A 24,966-nucleotide genomic window follows, 5' to 3' on the forward strand; every position below is an offset into this window, starting at 1 on the left:
GCCAGGACGACGCGATGAACCGAGTGTTGTACCCAGGTACCTTCGACCCTATTACCAAGGGCCATGGCGATCTGGTCGAACGCGCCTCGCGCCTGTTCGACCACGTGATTATCGCCGTGGCTGCCAGCCCCAAGAAAAACCCGCTGTTCCCCCTGGAACAACGCGTGGAGCTGGCCCGCGAGGTCACCAAGCATCTACCCAATGTCGAAGTCGTCGGCTTCTCCACCCTGTTGGCGCACTTTGCCAAGGAGCAGAACGCCAATGTGTTCCTGCGTGGCCTGCGCGCCGTGTCGGATTTCGAGTACGAGTTCCAACTGGCCAACATGAACCGCCAATTGGCGCCGGACGTGGAAAGCCTGTTCCTCACGCCGTCGGAGCGCTATTCGTTCATTTCCTCGACCCTGGTGCGGGAAATCGCGGCCCTGGGCGGCGATATCACCAAGTTCGTCCACCCGGCGGTGGCCGAGGCCCTGACCGAACGCTTCAAGAAATAACCGCCCTCCATCGCGCCCGCGTGCACTGCGCCCATCAATACGGCACAATTGCGCGCATTCGTTTTTAGCTGCCTGGGCTGTCCGCCCAGGCTGGAGTGCCCCATGTCCCTTATCATCACCGACGATTGCATCAACTGCGACGTCTGCGAGCCCGAGTGCCCCAACGCCGCCATTTCCCAAGGCGAAGAGATCTACGTGATCGACCCCAACCTGTGCACCCAATGCGTCGGCCACTACGACGAACCGCAGTGCCAGCAAGTCTGCCCGGTCGATTGCATCCCGCTGGATGAAGCCCACCCGGAAACCGAAGAACAGCTGATGGCCAAATACCGGGTGATTACCGGTAAGGCTTGAGAGGTGTGGGGGCTGGCAGGGCACTATCGTCGGATCGCCGCCCGGGCCAGGCCCGTTCCCACAAGGTTAAAAGGTGCCCCGTGGGAGCGAGCCTGCTCGCGATGAGGCCCTCAGCCCAGGCTCAGCGCTGGCACTTCAAGCAAAACACACTCGCCCGCTGCCCCAGCTTGACCTCGCGCAACTCACTCCCGCACACCTTGCACGCCTCATAGGCGCGGCCGTACACGAACAGTTCCTGCTGGAAGTAACCCGGTTGGCCGTCGCCGCCGATGAAGTCGCGCAAGGTGGTGCCACCGCGCTCGATGGCGGCGGCGAGGATGCGTTTGATCTCCACCGCCAAGCGCAAATAGCGCGCCCGGGAAATGCCCCCGGCCGCACGCCGTGGGTCGATGCCGGCGGCGAACAGCGCTTCGGTCGCGTAGATATTGCCCACGCCCACCACCACCGCGTTGTCCATGATGAACGGCTTGACCGCCATCGAGCGGCCCCGGGACAGCTTGAACAGCCGATCGCCGTCGAACAGCTCAGTCAAGGGTTCCGGCCCCAGGCGCGCCAGCAATTCGTGGTTCAGCGGGTCGAGGCTCCACAGCATCGCGCCGAACCGCCGCGGGTCGGTGTACCGCAGCGCCAGGCCGGATTCGAGTTCGATGTCCACATGCTCGTGCTTGGCCGCCAACGACCCGGCCTCCACCAGCCGCAGGTTGCCGGACATGCCCAAATGGCTAATCAGCGTGCCCACTTCGGCATTTATCAGCAGGTACTTGGCGCGCCGCTCCACCAGCACGATGCGCTGCCCGGACAGGCGCACATCGAGGTCTTCGGGGATCGGCCAGCGCAAGCGCCGCTCGCGCACGATCACGCGGCTGACGCGCTGGCCCTCCAGGTGCGGCGCAATCCCGCGCCGGGTGGTTTCGACTTCAGGTAGTTCCGGCATGCTCGCCCCAGGGTTGAGAAATCAGTGTGCGCCCAACTCGCGGATGGTCTGCTTGAGGTTCTCGAAGTCGTAATCCGAAAGCCCCACGTAGTCCAGCACCAACGGGCCGATGCTGTTCCACTCATGGTCATCGACCTGATTACCCAGCACCCGGTACGAGGCGCAGATGTGCTCGGCCATTTTCAGGATCGACAGCAGGTTCTTCAGTTGGCTGTTGCGCGAAGACTCGTCGCTGAAAATGGCCAGGGCATTGTGGTGGTTGGCGATGGCGTTGCTGACGTGGTCTGGCAGGCGCCAGGATTTTGCCGTGTAGTAACCGACCACCGCATGGTTGGTGTTGAACGCACGGTTCTCGGTGTCCACCACGCGGCAATCGGCGCCGGCAGCGGCGTAGGCCTGTTCCAGCACGTTCATGTAGTGGGGGAAGCGCTTGAGCATCAACGGCACGCCGCAATCGTGAAACAGGCCCAGGGCGTAGGCTTCGTCCACCGCTTGGGAGCCGATGCGCTTGGCCAGGGTCAGCGAGGTCATGGCCACGTCCTGGGCGGTGTCCCAGAAGCGGTTGAGGGTGACGATGGTGTCGTCGTTCATCTCGCCCTTGATCGACTGCGCGTTAATCAGGTTGATGATCGAACGGCTGCCCAGCAGGTTCACCGCCCGCTGGATCGAGGCAATCTTGTTGCTCAGCCCGTAATAGGGCGAATTGACGATCTTGAGCAACGCCCCGGACAGGCCCGGGTCCTGGGAGATCAGCCGCGCGATCACTTCCAGGTCCGGGTCGGGCATGTATTGCTCCATCTGCAAATCCACCATGATTTGCGGCTGGGGCGGCACACTGATGCCTTGCAGGGCCTGCTGGATCTGTTCGGCTGATAGCTCTTGGGACATAAGTACTCACTCCGGTCTAGGCGGCGATTCTACCCCTTATAAAGAGTCGGCCGACACCGCAAAACCCAACACGGATCCAGATTCAAGGGCGCAGCGGCGCCGCCATTGCCAGCGCAACAGGCTATACTCCCGCTCTTTTTTCCGGAGCGACGTCATGTCCCTGCCCAGCCTGCGCCTCAAAGCCAATGCCGACCGTCGCCTGCGCAACGGCCACTTGTGGGTCTACAGCAACGAAATCGATGTGGCCGCCACCCCACTGCACGGCTTCAAGGCCGGCGATCAGGCCATCCTCGAAGCGGCCGGCGGCAAGGCCCTGGGCATCGTGGCCATGAGCCCGAACAACTTGATCTGCGCGCGCCTGCTGTCGCGCGACATCAAGTTGCCCCTGGACAAATCCCTGCTGGTGCACCGCCTCAACGTCGCGCTGTCGCTGCGCGAGCGCCTGTTCGACAAGCCGTTCTACCGCCTCGTCTATGGCGACTCCGACCTGCTGCCAGGCCTGGTGGTCGATCGCTTCGGCGACATTCTGGTGGTGCAGATCGCCTCCGCCACCATGGAAGCCCATAAAGACGACGTGATCGCCGCCCTGACCCAAGTGCTCAAGCCCAGCGGCATCCTGTTCAAGAACGACTCCGCCGCCCGCGACGCCGAAGGCCTGAACCGCTACGTCGAAACCGTGTTCGGCCTCGTGCCGGAATGGGTCGCTCTGGAAGAAAACGGCGTGAAATTCGAAGCCCCGGTGATCCAGGGCCAGAAAACCGGCTGGTTCTACGACCACCGCATGAACCGCGCACGCCTGGCGCCGTATGCCAAGGGCAAACGCGTGCTGGACCTGTACAGCTACATCGGCGGCTGGGGCGTGCAAGCCGCCGCGTTCGGCGCCAGCGAAGTGTTCTGCGTCGATGCCTCGGCCTTTGCCCTCGACGGCGTGGAGCGCAACGCCGCCCTGAATGGCTTTGCGGAAAAAATGACCTGCATCGAAGGCGACGTCTTTGAAGCCCTGAAAGAACTCAAGGCCAGCGAAGAGCGTTTCGACGTGATCGTCGCCGACCCGCCCGCCTTCATCAAACGCAAGAAAGACATGAAGAACGGCGAGGGCGCCTACCGCCGCCTCAACGAGCAAGCCATGCGCCTGCTCAGCAAGGACGGCATCCTGGTCAGCGCCTCGTGCTCCATGCACCTGCCCGAAGACGACCTGCAAAATATCCTGCTGACCAGCGCCCGCCACCTGGACCGCAACATCCAGATGCTCGAACGCGGCGGCCAAGGGCCGGACCACCCCGTTCACCCGGCCATCGCCGAAACCCGCTACATCAAGAGCATCACCTGCCGACTGCTGCCTAACAGTTGAGTCCCGGCCATCATGAAGGGCCGCACGGCCCTTCATGACTTTCAACGCATTTCCCGCCAACTAAAAAATAAACTAACCAACTCCGCTCCACAGTGCACTCTGGCTCTTGTGTGCACCCTATCGCGGCCCACAATTCAAAGTAAAAATTAAACAAACTCAGCACTCTATAAGTTCCACAAGACGAATCCTACGCCATTCATGGAACAACCCTACCCGCCAACTACTTCATCTTTAAATAATTAACCGTTACTATTTGTTCGTCACTCGGAAGTGACAACATAAAAAACACAACACTCAAACAACATACATCAAAGGAGTTACACCCATGAAAACCATCATTATGGAAGCAACCAAACTCGCCAACCTGTCTGCCATGGTTCCGGCGAAAGCCCGCTAAACCCTGCTGTTAACCGCTAGATGAGGCTGGGGAATGCCGGCGCCCCAGCCTCATCGCCCACGCTTGCAGGGCCAACATCGCCATGTATATAAATCCGAGTTTCTTTGTTCTTGCCCGACCTCCCTGCCTGGTTATATGGGACTACAAGCGCCATACACAATTTGAACTAGACCCCGACTATTCCGCCCGCCTTATCCAACTTATAGCCACGCCTGAACAACTTGATCCGTGCAACAGCATGGATGCGCAATTTCTCGCCGCCGGCCTCTTCACACCCATTCAACAAGTTCCCACACCCTGGGGCTGGGATGAACTTTCCAAGATATTCCACATCGGCACAAAGAATATTCCCTGCGAATATATGCCACAGGATATCAATGAGTGGTCGCAGCATTATCTGGCGCATTGCAAAGAAGTCATGGCCGCTGCGCCGCCCCCGCCGCGCTGCACCTTTGACGGGCCCGAGCTGATCCCCCTGCCCGACCCTGCGCTGTCGGTGGCCCGGGCCGCCGGGCTGGCCACCACCCTGATTCAGCGCAAAACCTGCCGCTCCTTCACCCCGCGCGCAGTCAGCCTGGTGGACGTGGGCACCCTGCTGTACCTGACGCTCGGCTATTTGCACGAACGCGCCGACGACGATGACCCGGCCATTGCCGAGGGCTTCGCGGCACGGCGCAGCAGCCCCTCCGGTGGCGGCTTGAACGCCTGCGACGGCTACCTGTATGTGCGCAATGTCAGCGGCCTCGCCCCGGGGGTGTACTTCTACCACCCCGACCGCCATGCCCTGCAACTGGTCGCGCCGTTGCTTGACGCGCCGCTGGGCCAGTTACTGGCCGGCCAGCATTTCATCAACCCGCTGCCGGTGGGCCTGTTCATTACCTGCCGCTTCGACAAGCTGTGGTGGAAGTACGAACACTCGCGCGCCTATCGCATGGCCTACGTCGAGGCCGGGCACCTGTCCCAGACCTTCCAGTTGCTCGCCACCGCTCTGGGCCTGAACACCTGGCTCACCGGCGCCCTGAGCGACGCCCAGGTCGAAGCCCAGCTTGGCCTGCAAGAAGCCTCGGCCGAACAGGCGCTGTTTTTCGTCGGCTGCGGCCACGGTGACGGCCAGGCCCAATGCCAGGAACTGCGTGCGTTGATCGCCGCCCAGGACGCCCCATGACCGCCTCCAGCGCCGCCCAACACCGTTTCACCCTGGCCGACTGGGACCGCAAGGCCTCGGTGCGCAGCAAACCCGACTGCTTCGAGCTACCCGCCGACCTCGACCGGCAACTGCTCACCCAGGACTGGTTTCCGCCCGCGTTCCTGCCGTACCTGGCGCACCCGCTGATCCAGGGCCTGGGCCGCGCCACCCAGCAGCGTTTGGCGGCCAATCACCTGGTGTATTTCCTCGACTACACCACCCTGCTGGAACACAAAATCGTCAACCGCGCCGTCGAAACCCTGGTCCACGGCGACCTGGCCATGGCCGTGCCCCGGCCGATGCGCACCGCGGCCCTGCAGCTGTACACCGACGAGGGCTATCACGCGCTGTTTTCCGACACCCTGGCCGCGCAGATCGCCCACTGGTACGGCATCGACAACCGCCACCGCGTGCCCCGGCGCATCCGCCACCTGCTGGCGCTGGTGCAGCGCACCGCGCCGCAACAGGTGCCGCTGGCCTGGTTTTTCATCGGTTTCGTCTCCGAAACCATCATCGCCAAGGAGCTGCTGGCCATCACCCGCGACAGCCTGATCCCGTGCGTCTACCACATGCTGCGCGAACACCTGGAAGACGAGGCGCGGCACAGCCGCTACTTCTGCGAGGTGTTCGGCTACACCTGGGAGGCGCTGGCGGCGGCGCGGCAACCGGCGGCGGCGGACCTGCTGCTGGCGATCATTCAGGTGTTCGCGCAGATCGATGGCCAGTGGCTGCACGAAAGCTTCGCCAGCGCCGGCATCGACCCGGCCACCCGCACGCAGGTGATCGAGCCGCTGCTCCAGCCCCAGGCCTGGGCACAGCGGGCGCGGGCCAATGCCACCACCACCCTGGCGACGATGAAGAAGTACGGTTTCTTCGAGCCTGCCTACAACCGCCAGTTGTTCGTCGACGCAGGGCTGATCGATGGCTAGGGCGAGCAAGGGTGCAGCGGTGGCGCTGTTGCTGGCCATGGTGTTGCTCGGGGTTTTCCCCATCGACGTGCTGCTGCCGTCCTTCCCGGCGCTGTCCGCCCATTTCGCCACCCCCGCGGCGGATATCGCGTTTTCCATCAGCCTGTTCGCCATCGGCATCGCCCTGTCCCAACTGCTGCTCGGGCCGTTGTCCGACGTGATCGGGCGCAAGGGCTTGTTGCTGGCGGGCATGGCCGTGGCGATGCTGGGCGCGGCGGGGTGCGCGCTGGCCAGCGACTACCGCTGGTTTCTTGCCTCTCGCCTGCTCCAAGCCCTGGGCTGCGGCTGCTTCGTACTGTCCCAGGCGCTGGTCCAGGACTTGTTCCAGGGCCGCGAACGGGAGCGTTTGCGCATCCTGATGACCACCGCCACCGGGGTGTTCATCTCGCTGTCTCCCCTGGCCGGCACGCTGCTGCAGGGCGCGGTGGGCTGGCGCGGCAGCTTTTATCTGTTTATCGGCCTCGCGGCGCTGGTGTGGCTCAAGGCCTGGGTGTTCCTGCCCGCCGCGCCGCGCCGCGCCGAGGGGCCACGGCAGAACATCCTCCAGGCCTACCGCCGCCTGGGCGGGCGCTTCGACTTCTTCGCGTACTGGCTGATAAGCGCCATCGCGTTTGCCTGCCACTTTTCCTTCATCGTCATCTCGCCGCTGATTTTCATGGAGCAGTTGGGCCTGTCGGCTTACCAATTTGCCCTGACCCTGCTGCTGTACGGCGCCGCTTACCTGGTCGGCGGCGTGGTCGCCGGGGCACTGAGTGCGCGGGTCAGCGCCCACGGGCAGATTGTCGGCGGGCTGAGCCTGATCCTGCTTGCGGGGCTGCTGATGCTGGCCCTCACCGGGTGGTGGGGCGTAAGCACCCTGACCATCCTGCTGCCGATGCTGGTGTGCACCGCCGGCACCACCCTCACCCGGCCCGCCGCCACGTCCCGGGCCATGGACGTGTTCCCCCAGCAGGCCGGCGCCTCGGCCTCGGCGGGCAGTGTGCTGATTTTCATCATCGGCGGACTGCTCAGCGCCCTGATTAACCTGGCCAGCGGCAGCCACCTGGCCTGGACCCTGGCCGCGTGCCTGATGCTGTCGGGCGCCGTGGGGCTGGCGCTCAATGCGCAACTGCGCCGAGGCCAGGCCCGCACCGACCAAGCGGGCGCCTGACACTCGGCGCGGCGCGCCATTCCTTCCTGGCGCCAGCGGTGTAGAATCGGCGCATTCATCGCCAGTCATCCCCGGCGGGTTTATGAGCTCAAGGCCCAGGCACACGGCGATCCCGTAACGCTGGCGGCAGCATCCGGGCACACGGCCATTTCTGTGTGTTCCAGACGTCAATAGAAGCTCACTTCCCTTTTGATACCTGATTAACCGCCCGGAGTGTTCCATGCCTGCTTACCGCTCGAAAACATCCACCCACGGCCGCAACATGGCCGGCGCCCGCGCACTGTGGCGCGCCACGGGGATGAAAGATGACGACTTCAAGAAGCCGATCATCGCCGTCGCCAACTCCTTCACCCAGTTCGTTCCCGGCCACGTCCACCTCAAGGACATGGGCCAACTGGTCGCCCGCGAAATCGAACGCGCCGGCGGCGTGGCCAAGGAATTCAACACCATCGCCGTCGATGACGGCATCGCCATGGGCCACGACGGCATGCTCTATTCGCTGCCCAGCCGCGAGATCATCGCCGACTCCGTCGAATACATGGTCAACGCCCACTGCGCCGACGCCATCGTGTGCATCTCCAACTGCGACAAGATCACCCCCGGCATGCTGATGGCCGCCCTGCGCCTGAACATCCCGGTGATCTTCGTCTCCGGCGGCCCAATGGAAGCGGGCAAGACCAAACTGGCCAGCCATGGCCTGGACCTGGTCGATGCCATGGTGATCGCCGCCGACGACACGGCCTCTGACGAGAAGGTCGCCGAGTACGAGCGCAGCGCCTGCCCGACCTGCGGTTCGTGCTCCGGCATGTTCACCGCCAACTCCATGAACTGCCTCACCGAAGCCCTGGGCCTGGCCCTGCCGGGCAACGGCTCGACCCTGGCCACCCACAGCGACCGCGAACAGCTGTTCCTGCAGGCCGGGCGCACCATCGTCGACCTGTGCCGCCAGTACTACATCGAAGAAGACGAGTCGGTGCTGCCGCGCAACATCGCCAACTTCAAGGCGTTCGAGAACGCCATGACCCTCGACATCGCCATGGGCGGTTCGACCAACACCATCCTGCACCTGCTGGCCGCCGCCCAGGAGGCCGAGATCGACTTCAACCTCAAGGACATCGACCGCCTCTCGCGCCACGTGCCGCAGCTGTGCAAGGTCGCGCCGAACATCCAGAAGTACCACATGGAAGACGTGCACCGCGCCGGCGGCATCTTCTCCATCCTCGGCTCCCTGGCCCGTGGCGGCCTGCTGCACACCGACCTGCCGACCGTGCACAGCAAGACCATGGCCGACGCCATCGCCAAATGGGACATTACCCAGACCAGCGACGAAGCCGTGCACCACTTCTTCAAGGCCGGCCCGGCGGGCATCCCGACCCAGACCGCGTTCAGCCAGTCCACCCGTTGGCCGAGCCTGGACGACGACCGTGAAAACGGCTGCATCCGCAGCGTCGAGCACGCCTACTCCCAGGAAGGTGGCCTCGCCGTGCTCTACGGCAACATCGCCCTGGACGGCTGCGTGGTGAAAACCGCGGGCGTGGACGAGTCGATCCATGTGTTCGAGGGCAACGCGAAAATCTTTGAAAGCCAGGACAGCGCCGTGCGCGGCATCCTCGCCGACGAAGTGCAGGCCGGTGACATCGTCATCATCCGCTACGAAGGGCCCAAGGGCGGCCCGGGCATGCAGGAAATGCTCTACCCAACCTCGTACCTCAAGTCCAAGGGCCTGGGTAAAGCCTGTGCGCTGCTCACCGACGGGCGCTTCTCCGGCGGCACCTCGGGCCTGTCCATCGGCCACGCCTCGCCGGAAGCCGCCGCGGGCGGCGCCATCGGCCTGGTGCGGGACGGCGATAAAGTGCTGATCGACATCCCCAACCGCTCGATCAACCTGCTCGTCAGCGATCAAGAGCTGGCGGCGCGCCGCGTTGAACAGGACAACAAAGGCTGGAAACCGGTGGAAGTGCGCCCGCGCAAAGTCACCACCGCCCTCAAGGCCTACGCCCTGCTGGCCACCAGCGCCGACAAAGGCGCCGTGCGCAACAAGGCCATGCTCGACGGCCTCTGATCCACGCCCATAAAAATGCCCCGCCACGTGCGGGGCATTTTTTTGCCTGCTACCTCAGCGTCAGGGTAGGCGTTCGCCCAGTTGCCCGCGCAGGAAGCGGTACAGCCCTTCGGCGCTTTGCCGGTAGCCGTCGGCGGTGAGGTGCACCAGGTCGCCACGGGCCATTTCCCGGGCCTGCCAGTTGCGGATCGAGCAATCGCCGCCCATGAACGCCTGCCAGTCCCAATACAACGCGCCGCTTTGCCGGGCGACGGTTTTCTGGATCTGGATGACTTGGCGCAGGCTGTGGGGCTGGGCGGCGGCGCAGGCCTGGGCGCGGCGGTGCTTGATCGAATCCGGGGCGCCCACCAACAAGATCACGGCTTTGGGCAAGGTTCGCCGCAGTTCGGCGATTTTGCCCTGCAATTGACGCTCGTACAGCCCCAAGTCCAGCTCATCGTCGAAGGCTTCGTTGGTGCCGTAGGCCAATACCACCAGGTCTGGGCGCAGGGCCTTGAGGGTGTCGAGCCAACCGGCCTGCCACTTGTCCAGCACGTCCAGGCGCGCGCCGTTGATACCCAGGGCCGAATAGGTCACGCCGGCGTTTTTCTGCCCCTGAATATTCCAACCGCCCAGCGCCAGGCCCTGGGGCTGGGCGATGCTCAGTTCCACCGGCAAGGCGATGTTGTTGAACACCGGGCTGAACCGCCACTGCCCGCCCGTGGCCGACAGCATGCGGCTGGCCTGGGTCGCGCCGTCGCGGGCCTTGAGGCTGTTATTGGCCTGCGCCTGGTACAGCGCCGACACCCGATAACGCTGCCCGCTAGGCTGGCGCTCGGCAATCCGCACCTGCGCGCCCGCCACCTGGGGCAACGCCAGGTAGCCGCCCAACGGGAACTGCGCGCTTTGCTGGTTGCGCGCCGACACCAGCGCCCATTGGCGCTTGGCCGTGGTCAGGATGACCCGCTCGTAGCGGGTGCCGGGCACCGGGGTGGCGGCAACGAAGCCGATACCGCCATCGCCGTACTGGGCCTGGAGCAAACGGCGCATCTCGCCACTGAACAGGTCGGCGGCGGTGTGCGAGTCGCCCAGTTGCACGACGCTGATGGGGCTGCGGTTGGCGCTCTTGAAGCGTGCCGTCAGCGCCGCCAGGTTCGGCACGGCGGCGTTATAGGTGGCGGCATTTTTTTTGACGACGGGCGCCGGGGTGGCCTGCACCGCGTCCACGGGGGCGCAACTGCTCAGCAAGGCAAAGCTCATCAGTAGCGCGATCACGCCCGGCAGGTGCCGCATGTCTAGTGTTCCGTCAATTGTTCACTGGGGAAGTTGATCCGCGACAGCACCTGCGCAGAGATCAGTTTTTGGCCAGTGATGGTGAAGTGAATGCCATCGTCGACACGGGTCTTGAGTTGCTTGCCGCCCTTGTCCGTCAGGTAGTAGGAAAACTGCGCACTGGTATAACCCAGCACTTCGTTGGCCGAGACGTAATGCTGGCCGTAGTGTTCGACGCGGTTCTTATACAGGTCGCTGAGGTACGCCATGGCATCCGACAGCTTGGTTTTTTGCATGTTCGGCGGGCCGACCCAAATCACTTGCACATTCTGCGCCTGGGCCACGTCGAGGATGGCATCGATGCGCTGGCGGTAAAGGTTTTCCCAATCCGGCGTTTTGAAGCGCAGGAACGGCTTGCCCTTGCCCTGGGGCATGTCCCACGGGTCGTTGGGGCCGAGGAAAACCACCATCAGGCGAATGCGCGGGTTGGCTTGCAGGGTGCTTTGCACCGTTTTCGGCCAGTTGAAAAAACTCGGGTACGCCAGCCCCGTACTCTGGCGGCTGAGGTTGACGCTCTTGAGGTTGTAGCGTTTGCGCAGGGTGTTGGCCATGTGCGGCGCCACGCCTTGCATCAGCGAGTCGCCGACAAAAAACACCTCGTCTCCGCTGTTGAGAGACGCCATCAGCGGCGTGCTGGTGACCCGGGGCATGGCCGCTGCGGCAACCGTGGGCGGCGCAGCCACCGGCACTGGCCGCGGGGCAGGTGCAACCGGGGCGGGTTTCACCACGGCGGGGGTGGCCCCCAGGGTTTTGGCCACGGGCGGTGCAACCACGGGCGCTACCGCCATCGCGGGGGCCACGTCGTTTTGCGGCGCCGCTTCTGCCTCGGCCACTGCCTGGACTTGGCCGTGGCCGCTCAAGCTCTCGACAAACGCCACCCGCGCCGCGCCCAGCGCCTCGCTCAGATAAGCCCCGGTGCGCCATGCCGTGCTTTGGCCCAAGCCGGGAAGCTCGCAGCCGTCGTGGTACTTCTGCTGGCAATACTGGCGCACCGAATCCTGGTTCAACCACAACAACAGCGCACTGCTCAGCAGCATGGCGTACAGCACCCGTGCGGCACCGGCCTGGTGGCGCAACAATGGCGACGGTTCAGAAACTGGCATAGATAAACCCCGGCACGCCCGACGGCGAAGCAAAAATCACCAAGCAGATAAACAGTGCCAAGGGCACGGGATACACCAGCCACGGCAGGCGCGTGCCAGCATCGAACAGGCGTTGCAGCCCCGCGACGAGGCGCGGGTAGAACGCCACGCCCAATAGGCACGCCAGCAGGCTCGCGCCGGTATTGGCCAGCCCCGCCGCCGACATCGTGCCCAGGCCCGCGAGCATATCCAGGGCATCATCGAAGGTGGCGCAGCGGAAGAAAATCCAGGCAAAGGCCACGTAGTGGAAGGTCAACAGGCGCGCCAGCAGGTCCGGGCAGCGCGGCAAACGCGGGCTGCACAGCTTGTACAGCGCCAGCCCCACACCGTGGAGCGCCCCCCAGATCAGGAAATTGGCGCTGGCACCGTGCCACAAACCGGAAATCAGCATCGCCAGCAGCATGTTCAGGTTGCCGCGCCACACCCCACGGCGGTTGCCACCCAAGGGGATGTACACGTAGTCGCGGATAAAGGTGGAGAGGCTGATGTGCCAGCGCCCCCAGAATTCTTTGAGGTTGCGCGCCGCGTAGGGGAAGTTGAAGTTCTCGGGTAGGCGAAAACCCAACAGCAGCGCGATGCCAGTCACCAGGTTGGTGTAGCCGCTGAAATTGAAATAGATCAGGAACGAATAGCCGTACACGCTGCGCAAAATCTGCTCGCCCGAATAGCCCACCGGCGTCTCGAACACCGGGTCCACCCATTCGTTGGCCAGCCACGAACTCAAGAAGAACAGCTTGACCACCGCCATGGCGATCAGGCCCAAGGCCCGTTGCGGCTCCAATACCTGGCGGATGCCCTCGGGGCGGATTTGCGGCAATAAATGGCTGGCGCGGTTGACCGGGCCGGCGATCAGGCTGGGGAAAAACGCCAGGTACAGCGCCAGGTCGAACGGCGAGCCGGGCTTGAGTTCCCCCCGGTTGATCGACACCAGGTAACTGACCGAGTGAAAGGTATAGAACGACAGCCCAATGGGCAGCAGCACTTGCAGCAGCGGCAGGGCCACATCCAGCCCCAGGCTCAGCAACACACCCTGCACGGAACTGGTGAAAAAATCCTGGTACTTGAACAGGTAAAAACAGCCCAGCACCAGCAACAGCAGCAACGCCCAGGTAATGCGCTGGGCAGGAAAACGCTGGCTGAACAGGCCCAGGGCATACACCAGCACGGTGTAGCCCAGCAGCACGTAAAGGAAGTCGAGGCTGAAACTGGCGAGGATCGCGTAGCTAGCGGCCAGCAACAGCGCGTTTTGCAGGCGCGGGCTCCAGCACAGGCTCCAGTAGAAGGCGAAAAACAGGATGAAACACAGGCCGAATTCGATCGAAAGATAGCTCACAACGTAGTCCGTTACGTAAAGGCAAAACAACAACGCCACCGGCCGCGACAGGCCGCGGGGTGGCGTAAAAAGGGCGCGCGATTATGGCAGAAGGCCTGCACTGCTCACAAGGTAAAAGGCCGAGCTAGAGCCGTCGGAGTATACGACCGGGGATGTAGGCCAAGCCCACAAACGCCCCCACTGTGGGAGCAACTGTCTTGCCCCCGCCATCGCGAGCAGGCGCGCTCCCACAAAGGAAAAGCAAATCCCACCCACACTGTGGGAGCGGGCCCTGCCCGCGATGAGGCCAGAACCGGCAGCGCATGATTAGCCAGCGAGCCCCGCGCTTACAAAATGTCTTCAGGTTTGACGATCACCCAGTTCTTGTCCGCCGTGACCGGCAGCCCTTCCTGGGCTTGGGCGGCGGCGTGCTTGGTCATCATGGCGTTTATCTGCGCACGGTATTTGTCTTTGCGGTCGATCCACAGGTGGATGCCGCCCTTGGCCACGTCAACGCCGTGAAACAGCATGTAGCCATCACTGGTCGGGGTGTCGCCGCCCACCAGCACCGGTTTTTTCCATTCGTCGATGTAAGTCAGGATCGCCGCGTGCTTGCCCGCCATCCAGGTCGCCGGGGTCCACAGGTAAGGCGTGAGTTCCAGGCCGAGGTTGGCTTTTTCGTCGTACTTACCGGCACTGATCTGCTTGCGCGCAGTGGTCAGTTCGCCGCTTTTGCGATCTTTTAGCAGCAAACTCACACCGATCACGTTCTGCGGTTTGACGTTGTAGCCGTACTTGGGGTCGGAGGCGACCATGCGCACCAGCTCTTCGGAAGCCGCGGTCATTACGTAGACCTCGATGCCGTTCTCCATCAAACGGTTATACAACTCGACCTGGCCGGGGAAGATCTGCGGCGGCTTGACCTCCATCGTCTTCACCACGTCGCCCTCGTAATAGCTGACCGGCACCGGTTTACCGGCGGCCATCAACTCATCGACATAACCCTTGAGTTCCTTGAGGGTGAAGCCGGAAAACACCTGCGCCACCCAGGGGTAGCACACCATGTCGTCCACTTCGCAGAGGCGGTAGTAGTAGCTGAACAGGCTTTCCTTGTGCTCAGCGGTGTCTTTGAAGGGCATCAGTTTCAGGGACGGGTCCAGGCTTTCGCGGGTAATCAGGCCCTTGTTCTCCATGAACGGCAGCAAGGATTCTTCCAGGTCATAGCGGTAGCTGGTGTTGTCCATGTCGAACACCGCGTAGTTACCTTTGTTGGCATTGGCCGCGATCATGGCGTTCAACTGCTTGGCCTGCTCTGCGGGCCAGTGCTGCAACTCGGTGGCCAGCACCTGGCCGGCGAGGCCCAGGCACAGCGCGGCAGCGATCAATCTCGAAGCGAGTTTCATGGCGGGTTCTCCCTGAATGGAAGCGTTGGACGCTAGCAAATCCCCATCACCGCGCCGCTCTGCCCACGACCGCTTGCGTCGTAATTGCGCCACCGGCATGCACATCTGCGCCACAGCCTTATTCCAAAAACGACGGTCACCATTCCATCTCGGTATTAATTCATTATTTTTCAAGCTGTTAGGCTTGCCGGTTCGCAATCGCAGCGCTACGCGATTGGCACTCGTTTATGTCCGGAGTCTCAATGAATCTGCCGCTGATCCTCAATCTGCTGGTATTCCTCGCCCTGTTGCTGGGCCTGGCCCAAACCCGCCACACCACGTGGAGCCTGGCCAAGAAAGTCCTGCTGGCCCTGGTGCTGGGCGTGGCGTTCGGCGTGGCCCTGCACACGATTTACGGCGCCGATAGCCCGGTGCTCAAAGCCTCCCTCGGCTGGTTCGACCTGGTGGGCAACGGTTACGTGCAATTGCTGCAAATGATCGTGATTCCGCTGGTATTTGCTTCGATTCTCAGCGCCGTGGCCCGCCTGCACAACGCCTCGTCCCTGGGCAAAATCAGCTTCCTGACCATCGGCACCCTGCTGTTCACCACCGCCATCGCGGCGTTGATCGGCATCGCCCTGACCAACCTGTTCGGCCTCACCGCCCAAGGGCTGGTGGCCGGCACCCAGGAACTGGCGCGCCTGCAAACCATCCAGAGCGACTACGCCGGTAAGGTTGCCGACCTGAATGTGCCGCAGTTGCTGTTGTCGTTTATCCCGCAGAACCCCTTCGCCGACCTGGCCCGCGCCAAGCCTACCTCCATCATCAGCGTGGTGATTTTCGCCGCGTTCCTGGGTGTGGCGGCGCTGCAACTGCTCAAGGACGATGTGGAAAAAGGCCAGAAAGTCATCAACGCCATCGACACCCTGCAAGCCTGGGTGATGCGCCTGGTGCGCCTGGTGATGAAGCTGACGCCCTACGGCGTGCTGGCCCTGATGACCAAGGTGGTGGCCGGTTCCAACCTGCAAGACATCATCAAGCTCGGCAGTTTTGTCGTGGTGTCCTACATCGGCTTGGGCCTGATGTTCGGGGTCCATGGCCTGCTGGTGGCGCTGGCCGGGATCAACCCACTGCGTTTTTTCCGCAAGGTCTGGCCAGTGCTGACCTTCGCCTTCACCAGCCGCTCCAGCGCCGCGAGCATTCCGTTGAGCATCGAGGCGCAAACCCGGCGCCTGGGTATTCCGCAGTCGATCGCCAGTTTCGCCGCGTCCTTTGGTGCAACCATCGGCCAGAACGGTTGCGCCGGGTTGTACCCGGCCATGCTGGCGGTGATGGTGGCCCCGACCGTGGGCATCAACCCCCTGGACCCACTGTGGATCGCGACGCTGGTGGCGATTGTCACGTTGAGTTCGGCGGGCGTGGCGGGCGTGGGCGGCGGTGCAACCTTCGCCGCGCTGATCGTGCTACCGGCCATGGGCTTGCCGGTGGCGCTGGTGGCGCTGCTGATTTCCGTAGAGCCGTTGATCGACATGGGCCGCACAGCCCTGAACGTCAGCGGTTCAATGACCGCCGGGGCGATCACCAGCCAGATCATGCAGCAGACCGATAAAGAACTGCTCAATGCCGATGAGCATGAGGAATTGGCGCACGCTTAGCGGCGCCTGTTACCCCTATTAACAGCATCGCGGGCGGGCCCGCTCCCACAGGTAACCGAGTTCCACTGTGAGAGCGCGCCCGCCCGCGATGCTGTTAGCCCTCAGTGGCGGTGCCACACCTCAAAGCTGTACGCCGGTTTGTCGCCCTCGGCGGCCACCGGGGTGTTACTGACCAGGGTCCACTGGCCCGGGTCGAATTCGGGGAACCACGCATCGCCCTCGGGGCTGAGCGCCACGCGGGTCAGGTACAAGCGGTCGGCATCGGCCAGGGCCTGGCTATAGAGCTGCGCGCCGCCAATCAACATCACTTCATCCACGCCCTGCTCCTGGGCCCAGGCTTGCGCGCGGGCCAGGGCGGCGTCCAACGAGGGGTAGACCTGCGCGCCTTCTAGCTGCAAACCCGGCTGGCGGCTGACCACGATGTTCAGGCGCCCGGGCAAGGGCCGGCCGAGGGAATCCCAGGTCTTGCGGCCCATGACGATGGGTTTGCCCAGCGTAGTGGCCTTGAAGTATTTGAAATCCCCCGGCAAGTGCCAGGGCATGCGGTTATCGACGCCGATCACGCGGTTCTCGGCGAGGGCCGCGATCAGGCTTAAGGGGAGAGTTTTTTTCATGGCGGCGAGGATAGCAGAGCCGTCTTACCCCGATAAGCGCCGCAGCGGTTATGCTCAGCGCTCATTTGAGCGACGGTATCGTGCGTGACTGAACTGACTCCCCTGCACCACCTCTGGCTGACGGAAACCGTGCGCTTGCGCGAAGAACACGCCGGCGCCCTGGACGATCAGGAAGCCAACCGCCTCGCCCGCGCCGCCGGCGGCGACCTGGCGAGCCGCATCCAGCACCGCGCCCTGACCCTGGCCACCCGCGATGGCCTGCGCGAAGCCTTGGGCCACTGGCTGCAAGGCGCACGCCTGGCGGTATGGCTGCTGGCCGTGCTGGCCATCATCAGCGGCGCGGGCCTGGCCTTCGCCGCACTGGGCGACGGCCAGCGCCCGGTCAATGTGTTTTGGGCTCTAGGCAGCCTGCTGGGGTTGAACCTGATCCTGCTGCTGGGCTGGGCCTTGGGCCTGGCGTTTGCCGGTGAACACAGCGCCAGCCTGGGGCGGCTGTGGTTGTGGCTCAGCGAAAAACTGGCCCGCGACGCCAAGGCCGCGCAACTGGCCCCCGCCCTGCTGCTGATGCTGCAACGGCGCAAACTCAACCGCTGGGCCGTGGGCACCCTGGTCAATGGCCTGTGGCTGCTGGCGATGCTCAGTGCGGTGGCGATCCTGCTGGTGCTGCTGACCACCCACCGCTACAGCTTCTTCTGGGAAAGCACCCTGCTGGGCGCCGATGCCTTTGTCGCCATGACCAACGCCCTCGCCGCCGCGCCACGGGCCATCGGTTTTGGCGTGCCGACCGTGGCCATGATCGAGGCCAGCACTCGCGATGTGTACAACACCGAACTGGTGCGGCAGATGTGGGCCACCTGGCTGGTGGGCGCGATGCTGATTTACGGCGTGCTGCCGCGCCTGCTGCTGATGCTGTTTTGCCGTTGGCGCTGGCGGCGCGGGCAAGCGGCCCTGGGCCTGGACCTCAACCTGCCCGGCTACGCCCAATTGCGTGAACGCCTGATGCCCAGCAGCGAACGCCTGGGAGTCAATGACGCCGCGCCAGCGCAGTTGCACCGCGTCGAAAGCGGTGCGGGTGTGCAGCACAGCGACGGCGCCCTGCTGGTGGCCATCGAACTGGACGACCAACACCCCTGGCCCCCGGCCCTGCCCAAGGGCGTGAAAGACGCTGGCATCCTCGACAGCCGCGAATCGCGCAACAAGCTGCTGGAACAACTGAGCCGCTTCCCGGCGGCGCGCCTGCTGATTGCCTGCGACCCACGGCGCTCGCCGGATCGCGGCAGCCTGGCACTGATCGCTGAACTGGCGCGCAGTGCAACCGCTACCCGCGTGTGGTTGCTCCAAGCGCCACCCGGCCAGGCCCTGGACGCCGAGCGCCTGGGCGACTGGCACAGCGCCCTGCGCCAACTGGAACTGCCGTTCGCCGATTGCGCCCCCATGAACTGGCTGGAGACAGGCCATGACTGAATCCGCCAAGCCGCTGAAACTGGCCGTGGTCGGCCACACCAACGTGGGCAAGACCTCCCTGCTGCGCACCCTGACCCGGGACGTGGGCTTTGGCGAGGTGTCCCACCGCCCCAGCACCACACGCCACGTCGAAGGGGCGCGGCTGTCGGTGGACGGCGAGCCGCTGCTGGAGCTCTACGACACCCCTGGCCTGGAAGACGCCATCGCCCTGCTCGACTACCTCGAACGCCTGGAGCAACCGGGCGAGCGCCTCGACGGCCCAGCGCGGCTGGCGCGTTTTCTCGACGCCAGCGAAGCGCGCCAGCGCTTTGAACAGGAAGCCAAGGTGCTGCGCCAACTGCTGGCCTCGGATGCCGGTTTGTACGTGATCGACGCCCGCGAGCCGGTGCTGGCCAAGTACCGCGACGAGTTGCAAGTGCTGGCCAGTTGCGGCAAACCGCTGCTGCCAGTACTCAACTTCGTCAGCAGCGCCAACCACCGCGAGCCGGATTGGCGCGAAGCCCTGGCGCGCCTGGGGCTGCATGCCCTGGTGCGCTTTGACAGCGTCGCCCCGCCCGAGGATGGCGAAAGGCGCCTGTATGAAAGCCTGGCGCTGCTGCTGGAAAGCGCCCGCGGCCAACTCGAACGCCTGATCGCCGACCAACAAGCCCAGCGCCACGCCCGGCAACAGAGCGCGGCGCGATTGATCGCCGAACTGCTGATCGACTGCGCGGCATGCCGGCGCAGCGTCAGCACCGAGGCCGGCGAAGAACAGCAAGCCGTCAGCCAACTGCACACGGCCATTCGCCAGCGCGAACAACGCTGCGTCGAGGCCCTGCTCAAGCTCTATGGTTTTCGCCCCCAGGACGCCGATGCGGGCGACCTGCCGCTGCTGGATGGGCGCTGGGGCGACGACTTGTTCAACCCCGAAACCCTCAAGCAACTGGGGGTGCGGGTCGGCGGTGGGATCGCCGCAGGCGCTGCGGCCGGCGCCGGGGTGGATTTACTGGTGGGCGGCCTGACCCTCGGTGCCGCCGCCCTGGCCGGCGCTATCGCCGGCGGCGCCCTGCAAACCGCGCGCGGCTACAGCAGCCGCTTGCTGGGTAAGCTCAAGGGCCAACGGGAATTGACCATCGACGACAGCGTGCTGCGCCTGCTGGCCCTGCGCCAACGCCAGTTGCTGCAGGCCCTCAACTTGCGCGGGCACGCGGCGATGGACAGCATCAAGGTCGCCGCGCCCCAGGACAAAACCTGGCGTGAAGGCAAACTGCCCGCGGCCCTGACCCGCGCCCGCGCGCACCCGCAATGGTCGTCCCTCAACCCCGGCGCCCGCCTGAGCCAGGCCCAACGCCAGGAAGAGGTGGAGGCCTTGAGCCACGTCCTCAACGACCTCTAGCCGCAGGCCATACAAACGAAAACGCTCCCGGGGCGACGGATGGCCCCGGGAGCGCGGTTAACCCATCATTTACTTGGCTACGACTTTCTCGGACTTGCCGTCATAACGCTTGCGCCACTCGGCAAGGATCGCGTCGCGATTCTTCGAGGCCCAGGCAAAGTCATTCTTGATAAGGCGCTGCTCATAGTCGGCAGGCAACTCGGTCTGCGGCTTGGCGATGCCGGGCTGGGCGAGGACAGCGAAGTTCTCCTTGTACAACTCCATGGCCGCAGGGCTGGCGGAGAAGTCGGCGAGTTTTTTCGCTGCGGCCTCATGGGGCGTGCCCCTGATGACGGCGGTGGCTTCGATTTCCCAGCCCAGGCCTTCCTTGGGCAGCACGATATCCAGCGGCGCGCCCTGGCGCTTGAGCTGCACGGCGGGGTACTCGAAGGAAATGCCGATAGGGAACTCCCCCGCCGCCGCCAACTTGCACGGCTTGGAGCCGGAGTGCACGTATTGGCCGATGTTCTGGTGCAGGTCGTCCATGTACTGCCAGCCCTGCTTCTCACCGAAGGTTTGCAACCAGGCGCTGACATCGAGGAAACCGGTGCCGGACGACGCCGGGTTCGGCATAACGATCTTGCCCTTGTACTCAGGCTTGGTCAGGTCCTGCCAGCTCACTGGTTTGCTCAGGCCCTGTTTTTCGGCTTCGACGGTGTTAAAGCAAATGGTCGCGGCCCACACGTCCATGCCCACCCAGGCCGGCGGGTTGGCGGCGTCGCGGTAGTTGCTGCCGATTTTGTCCAAGTCGTGCGGGGCGTAGTTTTGCAGCATGCCCTGGGCATCGAGGATGGCCAGGCTCGACGCCGCCAGGCCCCACACCGCGTCAGCCTGGGGGCGGGCCTTTTCGGCCAGCAGCTTGGCGGTGATGATCCCGGTGGAATCACGCACCCATTTGATTTCCACGTCCGGGTTGGCCTGCTCGAAGGCCTGTTTGTAGGTCTTGAGTTGTTCGGCTTCTAGGGCGGTGTACACCGTCAACTCGGTTTTCGCCGCGAAGGCGTTCAGGCTGAAAGCGGTGAGGGCAGCAGCGGCCAGGGCCAGGGGCTTGAACATGAGCGTTTTCCTGTGTGAGTTAAGGGGCTGAATCATTGGCCGGGAGCGCTCTGGCGCCAGGCCTGGGAGCGGCGCAGCAAGCCGCGCGACGCCCAGGCCAGGAGCAGGGAAACGCTCGCCGAAGTGAACAGAATCAAGGTGGACATGGCCGCCGCGCCGCCGACGTTGCCGGCGTCGTCCATGTTCAGCACCGCCACGGCGGCGAGGATGGTGTCGGGGCTGTAGAGGAAAATCGCCGCCGACACGGTGGTCATGGCCGAGACGAACAGGTAGCGCACGATGTCCAGCAGGGCCGGCAGGCAAATCGGCACCGTGACCCGCACGTAGTGGCGATACAGCGGCGCCTTCAGCGACAGGGCGGCGGCCTCGAACTCCGCGTCGAGTTGGCGCAGGGCGGTGGTGGCGGTCATTTGCGCGGTGGTCAGATAGTGAGCAATGGTGCAGACCACTAGCAGGGTCATCGTCCCGTAGAACACATGCAGTGGGTTGCCGCTGAGGTTGAAGAAAAACACGTAGCCCAGGCCCAAGACCAAACCCGGCACCGCCATCGGTACGAAACTCAGCATGCGCAGCGTCAGGTTGAGGCCGCGCTGGCTGTGGGTTTTTTCCATCAAGTAGGCACCGGTGAAGATCAGCACGCTGCCGATCAGCGCCGTGCACAGGGCCATCTTCACGCTGTTGCTGTAGGCCAGCCAGCCGCCGCCCGCCGTGTCGTTGAACCGGTAGTGGTTGAGCGACAGCGACAGGTTGTACGGCCAGAACTTGACCAGCGACGAATACACCGCCATGCCAAACACCAGCAGCAACACCGCGCAGATCAACAGCACGATGGCCAGGTAGCAGCTGTCGCGCAGCCGCGACGGCGCCGGGGTGAACACCTGGGCGCGGCCGCTCATGGCATCGCCGTGCTGGCGCCGCAGCCAGGCGTCCACGGCGAAACTGAACAGCGCCGGCAGCAACAGCACCATGCCGATCAACGCACCGCGGCCAAATTGCTGCTGGCCCACTACTGCCTTATAGGCTTCCAGGGCCAGCACTTGGTAGTCGCCGCCGACCACCACCGGCACGCCAAAGTCAGTGATGGTCAGGGTGAACACCAGGCAGAACGCAGCGAACACAGCTTGCCGGGTGGCCGGCCAGGTGATGCTACGAAACGCCTTGGCCGGGCTGGCGCCCATGCTGGAGGCGGCGTCGAACAAGCGCGCATCGGCCAAGGACAGCGCCGACAACAGAATCATCAGCGCATGGGGAAAGGTGTAGATCGCCTCGCCGAGGACGATGCCCCAGAAACCGTAGATGTTGTCCGACAGCAACCCACGCAACAGGCCCTGGTTGCCGAACAGGTAGACCAGGGCAATGCCCGGCAGCATCGAGGGCGCCATTAGCGGCAGCAGCGATAGGCCGCGCCACAAGCCTTTTGCCGGGATCAGGGTGCGCTGCAAGGCGTAGGCAAACAGGTAGGCCAAAGGTACGACAATGGCCGCGACACTCAGCGAAACTTTCAGGCTATTGCCCAGCAACCAGTGGAAGTTGTCGCTGGTCAGCAGCTCCCGCGCGGCCACCAAACCTCCGCCCTGGCCGTCTTCGGCGCTGAAACCGCGCCAGAAGATCGCCAGCAGCGGCATCAGCACCGCCACGCTCAGCAGGCACAACAGCAGCAGTTTGCCGCCAATCACGAAGACCCGGTCACCGAGTTCGGCGCGCGAAGCCTTGCGCACCTGCTTGTGCGCCAGCGCCAGGGTCATGGGTGTGCTCATCAGGCAAACACCTGCAGGCTGCGCGGCGGCAGGGCGACCATGATGTCCTGTGCGCCCAGGCGCGGCATGGCCTCGGGCGCCACTTCGGCGAGCAAGGCGTGGCCGGGCAAGTGGTTGAGTTCAAAACTCATGCGGCAGCGGTTACCCAAAAAGGTGATCTCGCGCACCTTGGCCGGGAACAGGTTTTCTTCGTGCACCAACGGGTTGACGCTGATCGCCTCGGGGCGGCAGAACAACCGCCCCGACGCTGCGCTGCCGGCATTGGCGGCCAGGCGCAGGCTCATGCCGCCCACCTGGGCGTGGCTCTGGCTGTGGCGCTGGAACGGTAGCCAGTTGCCCTGGCCGACGAATTCGGCGACGAAAGGCGTGGCCGGGTGGTCGTAGATTTCCTGCGGGGTGGCGTATTGCTCGACCTTGCCGTGGTTCATCACGGCGATGCGGTCGGCCATCAACATGGCTTCGTCCTGGTTGTGGGTGACCATCAACGTGGTGATGCCCAGGCTGCGCTGCAATTGGCGCAATTCGGTGCACAAATGCTCGCGCACGCGGGCGTCGAGGGCCGACATCGGCTCGTCGAGCAGCAGCAACGAGGGTGCTGGCGCCAAGGCGCGGGCCAGGGCCACGCGCTGTTGCTGGCCGCCGGACAATTGGCCGGGGTACTTCTTTTCGCTGCCGGTCAGGCCCACCAGTTCCAGCATCTGTGCCACGCGCTTGCGCACCTCCTCGCGGCCGCTGCCGGCCAGGCCATAGGCGATGTTGGCTTCGACGCTGAGGTTGGGAAACAGGGCGTAGGACTGGAACAAAATCCCGTAGTCCCGCGCCTGCGGTGCCAGTCGGGAAACATCGCGATCACCCAGGTACAACTCGCCACGGTCCTGGCGCTCCAGGCCTGCGATGCAGCGTAGCAAGGTGGTCTTGCCACACCCGGATGGCCCGAGCAGGCACACCAACTCGCCGGCGGCGACGTCCAGCGACACGTTGTCCAGGGCGGTAAAGGCGCCGAAGCGTTTCTCGACACCGCGTACCTTCATCGGCGCACCGGGGTTGCTCAGGGGTGTTGCGATCGCGTGGTTCATGGATGGGCCTCATCAAGCAGATGCAGGCCATCCTAGGGAAGCAATGCGTAGGTCTTATGGCAGCGAGGCAAAAACTGCCGATAGTGGTATTGGGGGATTTGGGTAGGAGCGGGCTTAGCCTTCAACCGGCGCCATTTCCTGCGCCACGCCCAAAAATGCCGCCGGCAGCCGTGCGTTTTTGCGCTCTTTGAGGCAGTACAGGTACTCGGGCAACAGCGGTGCGTTTTCCAGGGTCAGCACCTTTAGCTGCGGGTCGTGGGGCACTTCTTGGCGGGCGATGATGCTGATGCCGATGTTGCGCAGCACCGCTTCGCGGATCGATTCGCGGCTGCCGATTTCCAGCAAGGGCCCGAAGGACACGCCCGCGCTCTTGAGCATGTGTTCGGTCAACTGCCGGGTGGTGGAGCCCGTTTCGCGCATCAGCAGCGTGTGCCCGTTCAGCGCACTGAGGGGGATGTGGTCGAACGCCGCCAACGGGTGGTTGCGGTGCACCGCCAGCACGAGAGGGTCCATGCCCAACACCCGGCGGATCAGGCGCGGGTCTTCCAGCAGTTGGGACGAGGCAGCGACGTCGACACGGTATTCCTCCAGGGCTTCAAGCACCTGCTGGGAGTTGCCGATTTCCACCGACACCTCGACCTGGGGCAGGCGTTCGCGAAAGGTTTTCACCAGGTCGAGGATGTAATACGGCGCCGTCGCGGCAATGCGCAGGGAGCCCTGCACCTGCCCGGTGTTGCGCAGGAAGAACTCAATGTCAGCCTCTTGCTGCAACAGCATCTTGACCATCGGCAGCAACCGCACGCCGTCGTCGCTCAGGCTCAGGCGCCGGCCGCCGCGGTAGAACAACTCCACGCCGTATTGGCTTTCCAGGTGCCGAATCTGGGTCGTCACCGTGGGCTGGCTCAGGGCCAGTTTTTTCGCCGCCTGGGTGATGCTACCCAGGCGGGCAACCATGTAAAACGCCTTTAGCTCGGCACTCAGCACTGCACGCTCGCTTCT

Annotated in this window: 21 protein-coding genes; 10 read left to right on the forward strand and 11 right to left on the reverse strand. The window is 64.1% G+C overall.

Annotated features, from left to right (window positions below; all coding sequences use genetic code 11):
- Positions 1-14: 14 nt before the first annotated feature.
- Together coaD and AC19YT_RS05890 are read left to right on the forward strand one after the other, a co-directional pair.
- Positions 15-494: a pantetheine-phosphate adenylyltransferase gene (coaD, locus tag AC19YT_RS05885; RefSeq protein ID WP_095109121.1), complete on the forward strand. Its 480-nt coding sequence runs from the start codon at positions 15-17 to the stop codon at positions 492-494.
- A 102-nt stretch (positions 495-596) separates the two neighbouring features.
- The gene (locus AC19YT_RS05890; RefSeq protein WP_048722619.1) at positions 597-848 is read left to right on the forward strand and encodes a YfhL family 4Fe-4S dicluster ferredoxin; all 252 of its coding nucleotides are present in this window, start codon (positions 597-599) and stop codon (positions 846-848) included.
- A 121-nt stretch (positions 849-969) separates the two neighbouring features.
- Here the strand turns inward: AC19YT_RS05890 and mutM are convergent, their stop codons facing one another.
- Both mutM and AC19YT_RS05900 read right to left on the reverse strand, forming a co-directional pair.
- The gene (mutM, locus tag AC19YT_RS05895) at positions 970-1,782 is read right to left on the reverse strand and encodes a bifunctional DNA-formamidopyrimidine glycosylase/DNA-(apurinic or apyrimidinic site) lyase (RefSeq protein ID WP_095109122.1); all 813 of its coding nucleotides are present in this window, start codon (positions 1,780-1,782) and stop codon (positions 970-972) included.
- Between the two features lie 21 nt (positions 1,783-1,803).
- Positions 1,804-2,616: an HDOD domain-containing protein gene (locus tag AC19YT_RS05900; protein WP_176465105.1), complete on the reverse strand. Its 813-nt coding sequence runs from the start codon at positions 2,614-2,616 to the stop codon at positions 1,804-1,806.
- 208 nt (positions 2,617-2,824) lie between these two features.
- Between AC19YT_RS05900 and AC19YT_RS05905 the strand changes: the two genes are divergently transcribed.
- The 5 genes from AC19YT_RS05905 to ilvD all read left to right on the forward strand — a co-directional run bounded on the left by AC19YT_RS05905 (position 2,825) and on the right by ilvD (position 9,784).
- Entirely contained in the window at positions 2,825-4,021 is a 1,197-nt protein-coding gene (locus AC19YT_RS05905; RefSeq protein WP_095109124.1) for a class I SAM-dependent rRNA methyltransferase, read from the forward strand.
- A gap of 479 nt (positions 4,022-4,500) precedes the next feature.
- The gene (locus tag AC19YT_RS05910; protein ID WP_500609917.1) at positions 4,501-5,583 is read left to right on the forward strand and encodes a SagB family peptide dehydrogenase; all 1,083 of its coding nucleotides are present in this window, start codon (positions 4,501-4,503) and stop codon (positions 5,581-5,583) included.
- Complete coding sequence (locus tag AC19YT_RS05915; protein ID WP_500609918.1) at positions 5,580-6,533, forward strand: diiron oxygenase; 954 nt, start codon at positions 5,580-5,582, stop codon at positions 6,531-6,533. Before AC19YT_RS05910 ends, AC19YT_RS05915 begins: the two co-directional genes overlap by 4 nt.
- Positions 6,526-7,722 carry an MFS transporter gene (locus AC19YT_RS05920; RefSeq protein ID WP_500609919.1) on the forward strand — a complete coding sequence of 399 codons (1,197 nt, stop codon included), beginning with the start codon at positions 6,526-6,528 and terminating at the stop codon, positions 7,720-7,722. The genes AC19YT_RS05915 and AC19YT_RS05920 overlap by 8 nt, the downstream gene beginning before the upstream one ends.
- Before the next feature lie 220 nt (positions 7,723-7,942).
- Positions 7,943-9,784, forward strand: a complete 1,842-nt coding sequence (ilvD, locus tag AC19YT_RS05925) for a dihydroxy-acid dehydratase (RefSeq protein WP_095109128.1) — start codon at positions 7,943-7,945, stop codon at positions 9,782-9,784.
- A 60-nt stretch (positions 9,785-9,844) separates the two neighbouring features.
- Here ilvD and AC19YT_RS05930 read toward each other — a convergent pair whose 3' ends face one another.
- From AC19YT_RS05930 to AC19YT_RS05945, 4 genes are all read right to left on the reverse strand, one after another.
- Positions 9,845-11,056, reverse strand: coding sequence for an SGNH/GDSL hydrolase family protein (locus tag AC19YT_RS05930; RefSeq protein ID WP_500609920.1), 1,212 nt, complete (start codon positions 11,054-11,056; stop codon positions 9,845-9,847).
- 2 nt (positions 11,057-11,058) lie between these two features.
- A complete protein-coding gene (locus tag AC19YT_RS05935; RefSeq protein WP_500609921.1) occupies positions 11,059-12,198 on the reverse strand; it encodes an SGNH/GDSL hydrolase family protein in 1,140 nt (379 codons plus the stop codon).
- Complete coding sequence (locus tag AC19YT_RS05940) at positions 12,185-13,570, reverse strand: MBOAT family O-acyltransferase (RefSeq protein WP_095109131.1); 1,386 nt, start codon at positions 13,568-13,570, stop codon at positions 12,185-12,187. The genes AC19YT_RS05935 and AC19YT_RS05940 overlap by 14 nt, the downstream gene beginning before the upstream one ends.
- Positions 13,571-13,896: 326 nt before the next feature.
- Positions 13,897-14,952 (reverse strand): HAD family hydrolase, encoded by a 1,056-nt coding sequence (locus tag AC19YT_RS05945; protein ID WP_095109132.1) that lies wholly within the window; start codon positions 14,950-14,952, stop codon positions 13,897-13,899.
- Between the two features lie 242 nt (positions 14,953-15,194).
- Here AC19YT_RS05945 and AC19YT_RS05950 point away from each other — a divergent pair, with 242 nt between their 5' ends.
- A complete protein-coding gene (locus AC19YT_RS05950; RefSeq protein ID WP_500609922.1) occupies positions 15,195-16,586 on the forward strand; it encodes an L-cystine transporter in 1,392 nt (463 codons plus the stop codon).
- A gap of 101 nt (positions 16,587-16,687) precedes the next feature.
- Here AC19YT_RS05950 and AC19YT_RS05955 read toward each other — a convergent pair whose 3' ends face one another.
- Positions 16,688-17,200 (reverse strand): dihydrofolate reductase, encoded by a 513-nt coding sequence (locus AC19YT_RS05955; protein WP_095109134.1) that lies wholly within the window; start codon positions 17,198-17,200, stop codon positions 16,688-16,690.
- A gap of 84 nt (positions 17,201-17,284) precedes the next feature.
- Between AC19YT_RS05955 and AC19YT_RS05960 the strand changes: the two genes are divergently transcribed.
- Positions 17,285-18,664 carry a DUF2868 domain-containing protein gene (locus AC19YT_RS05960; RefSeq protein WP_500609923.1) on the forward strand — a complete coding sequence of 460 codons (1,380 nt, stop codon included), beginning with the start codon at positions 17,285-17,287 and terminating at the stop codon, positions 18,662-18,664.
- The gene (locus tag AC19YT_RS05965) at positions 18,657-20,039 is read left to right on the forward strand and encodes a GTPase/DUF3482 domain-containing protein (RefSeq protein ID WP_500609924.1); all 1,383 of its coding nucleotides are present in this window, start codon (positions 18,657-18,659) and stop codon (positions 20,037-20,039) included. Before AC19YT_RS05960 ends, AC19YT_RS05965 begins: the two co-directional genes overlap by 8 nt.
- 69 nt (positions 20,040-20,108) lie before the next feature.
- On the opposite strand, the gene AC19YT_RS05970 is transcribed toward AC19YT_RS05965, so the two are convergent.
- The 4 genes from AC19YT_RS05970 to AC19YT_RS05985 form a co-directional block, all read right to left on the reverse strand.
- A complete protein-coding gene (locus AC19YT_RS05970) occupies positions 20,109-21,134 on the reverse strand; it encodes a putative 2-aminoethylphosphonate ABC transporter substrate-binding protein (RefSeq protein WP_500609925.1) in 1,026 nt (341 codons plus the stop codon).
- A gap of 32 nt (positions 21,135-21,166) precedes the next feature.
- Positions 21,167-22,891, reverse strand: a complete 1,725-nt coding sequence (locus AC19YT_RS05975) for a putative 2-aminoethylphosphonate ABC transporter permease subunit (protein ID WP_500609926.1) — start codon at positions 22,889-22,891, stop codon at positions 21,167-21,169.
- Entirely contained in the window at positions 22,891-23,967 is a 1,077-nt protein-coding gene (locus AC19YT_RS05980) for a putative 2-aminoethylphosphonate ABC transporter ATP-binding protein (RefSeq protein ID WP_500609927.1), read from the reverse strand. Before AC19YT_RS05980 ends, AC19YT_RS05975 begins: the two co-directional genes overlap by 1 nt.
- Positions 23,968-24,081: 114 nt before the next feature.
- On the reverse strand, positions 24,082-24,951 hold the full coding sequence (locus AC19YT_RS05985) for a LysR family transcriptional regulator (protein ID WP_500609928.1): 870 nt from the start codon (positions 24,949-24,951) through the stop codon (positions 24,082-24,084).
- Positions 24,952-24,966: the final 15 nt, after the last annotated feature.

The organism is Pseudomonas sp. MF08875 (assembly GCF_059862525.1).

Bases quoted from the DNA above. Each gene is read 5' to 3' on its own strand.
- AC19YT_RS05910 (WP_500609917.1), top strand. From the start codon at position 4,501: ATGTATATAAATCCGAGTTTCTTTGTTCTTGCCCGACCTCCCTGCCTG.
- AC19YT_RS05935 (WP_500609921.1), bottom strand. From the start codon at position 12,198: ATGCCAGTTTCTGAACCGTCGCCATTGTTGCGCCACCAGGCCGGTGCC.
- AC19YT_RS05955 (WP_095109134.1), bottom strand. From the start codon at position 17,200: ATGAAAAAAACTCTCCCCTTAAGCCTGATCGCGGCCCTCGCCGAGAAC.
- AC19YT_RS05890 (WP_048722619.1), top strand. From the start codon at position 597: ATGTCCCTTATCATCACCGACGATTGCATCAACTGCGACGTCTGCGAG.
- AC19YT_RS05945 (WP_095109132.1), bottom strand. From the start codon at position 14,952: ATGAAACTCGCTTCGAGATTGATCGCTGCCGCGCTGTGCCTGGGCCTC.
- AC19YT_RS05905 (WP_095109124.1), top strand. From the start codon at position 2,825: ATGTCCCTGCCCAGCCTGCGCCTCAAAGCCAATGCCGACCGTCGCCTG.
- ilvD (WP_095109128.1), top strand. From the start codon at position 7,943: ATGCCTGCTTACCGCTCGAAAACATCCACCCACGGCCGCAACATGGCC.
- AC19YT_RS05930 (WP_500609920.1), bottom strand. From the start codon at position 11,056: ATGCGGCACCTGCCGGGCGTGATCGCGCTACTGATGAGCTTTGCCTTG.
- mutM (WP_095109122.1), bottom strand. From the start codon at position 1,782: ATGCCGGAACTACCTGAAGTCGAAACCACCCGGCGCGGGATTGCGCCG.
- AC19YT_RS05915 (WP_500609918.1), top strand. From the start codon at position 5,580: ATGACCGCCTCCAGCGCCGCCCAACACCGTTTCACCCTGGCCGACTGG.
- AC19YT_RS05965 (WP_500609924.1), top strand. From the start codon at position 18,657: ATGACTGAATCCGCCAAGCCGCTGAAACTGGCCGTGGTCGGCCACACC.
- AC19YT_RS05975 (WP_500609926.1), bottom strand. From the start codon at position 22,891: ATGAGCACACCCATGACCCTGGCGCTGGCGCACAAGCAGGTGCGCAAG.
- AC19YT_RS05950 (WP_500609922.1), top strand. From the start codon at position 15,195: ATGAATCTGCCGCTGATCCTCAATCTGCTGGTATTCCTCGCCCTGTTG.
- coaD (WP_095109121.1), top strand. From the start codon at position 15: ATGAACCGAGTGTTGTACCCAGGTACCTTCGACCCTATTACCAAGGGC.
- AC19YT_RS05920 (WP_500609919.1), top strand. From the start codon at position 6,526: ATGGCTAGGGCGAGCAAGGGTGCAGCGGTGGCGCTGTTGCTGGCCATG.
- AC19YT_RS05980 (WP_500609927.1), bottom strand. From the start codon at position 23,967: ATGAACCACGCGATCGCAACACCCCTGAGCAACCCCGGTGCGCCGATG.
- AC19YT_RS05970 (WP_500609925.1), bottom strand. From the start codon at position 21,134: ATGTTCAAGCCCCTGGCCCTGGCCGCTGCTGCCCTCACCGCTTTCAGC.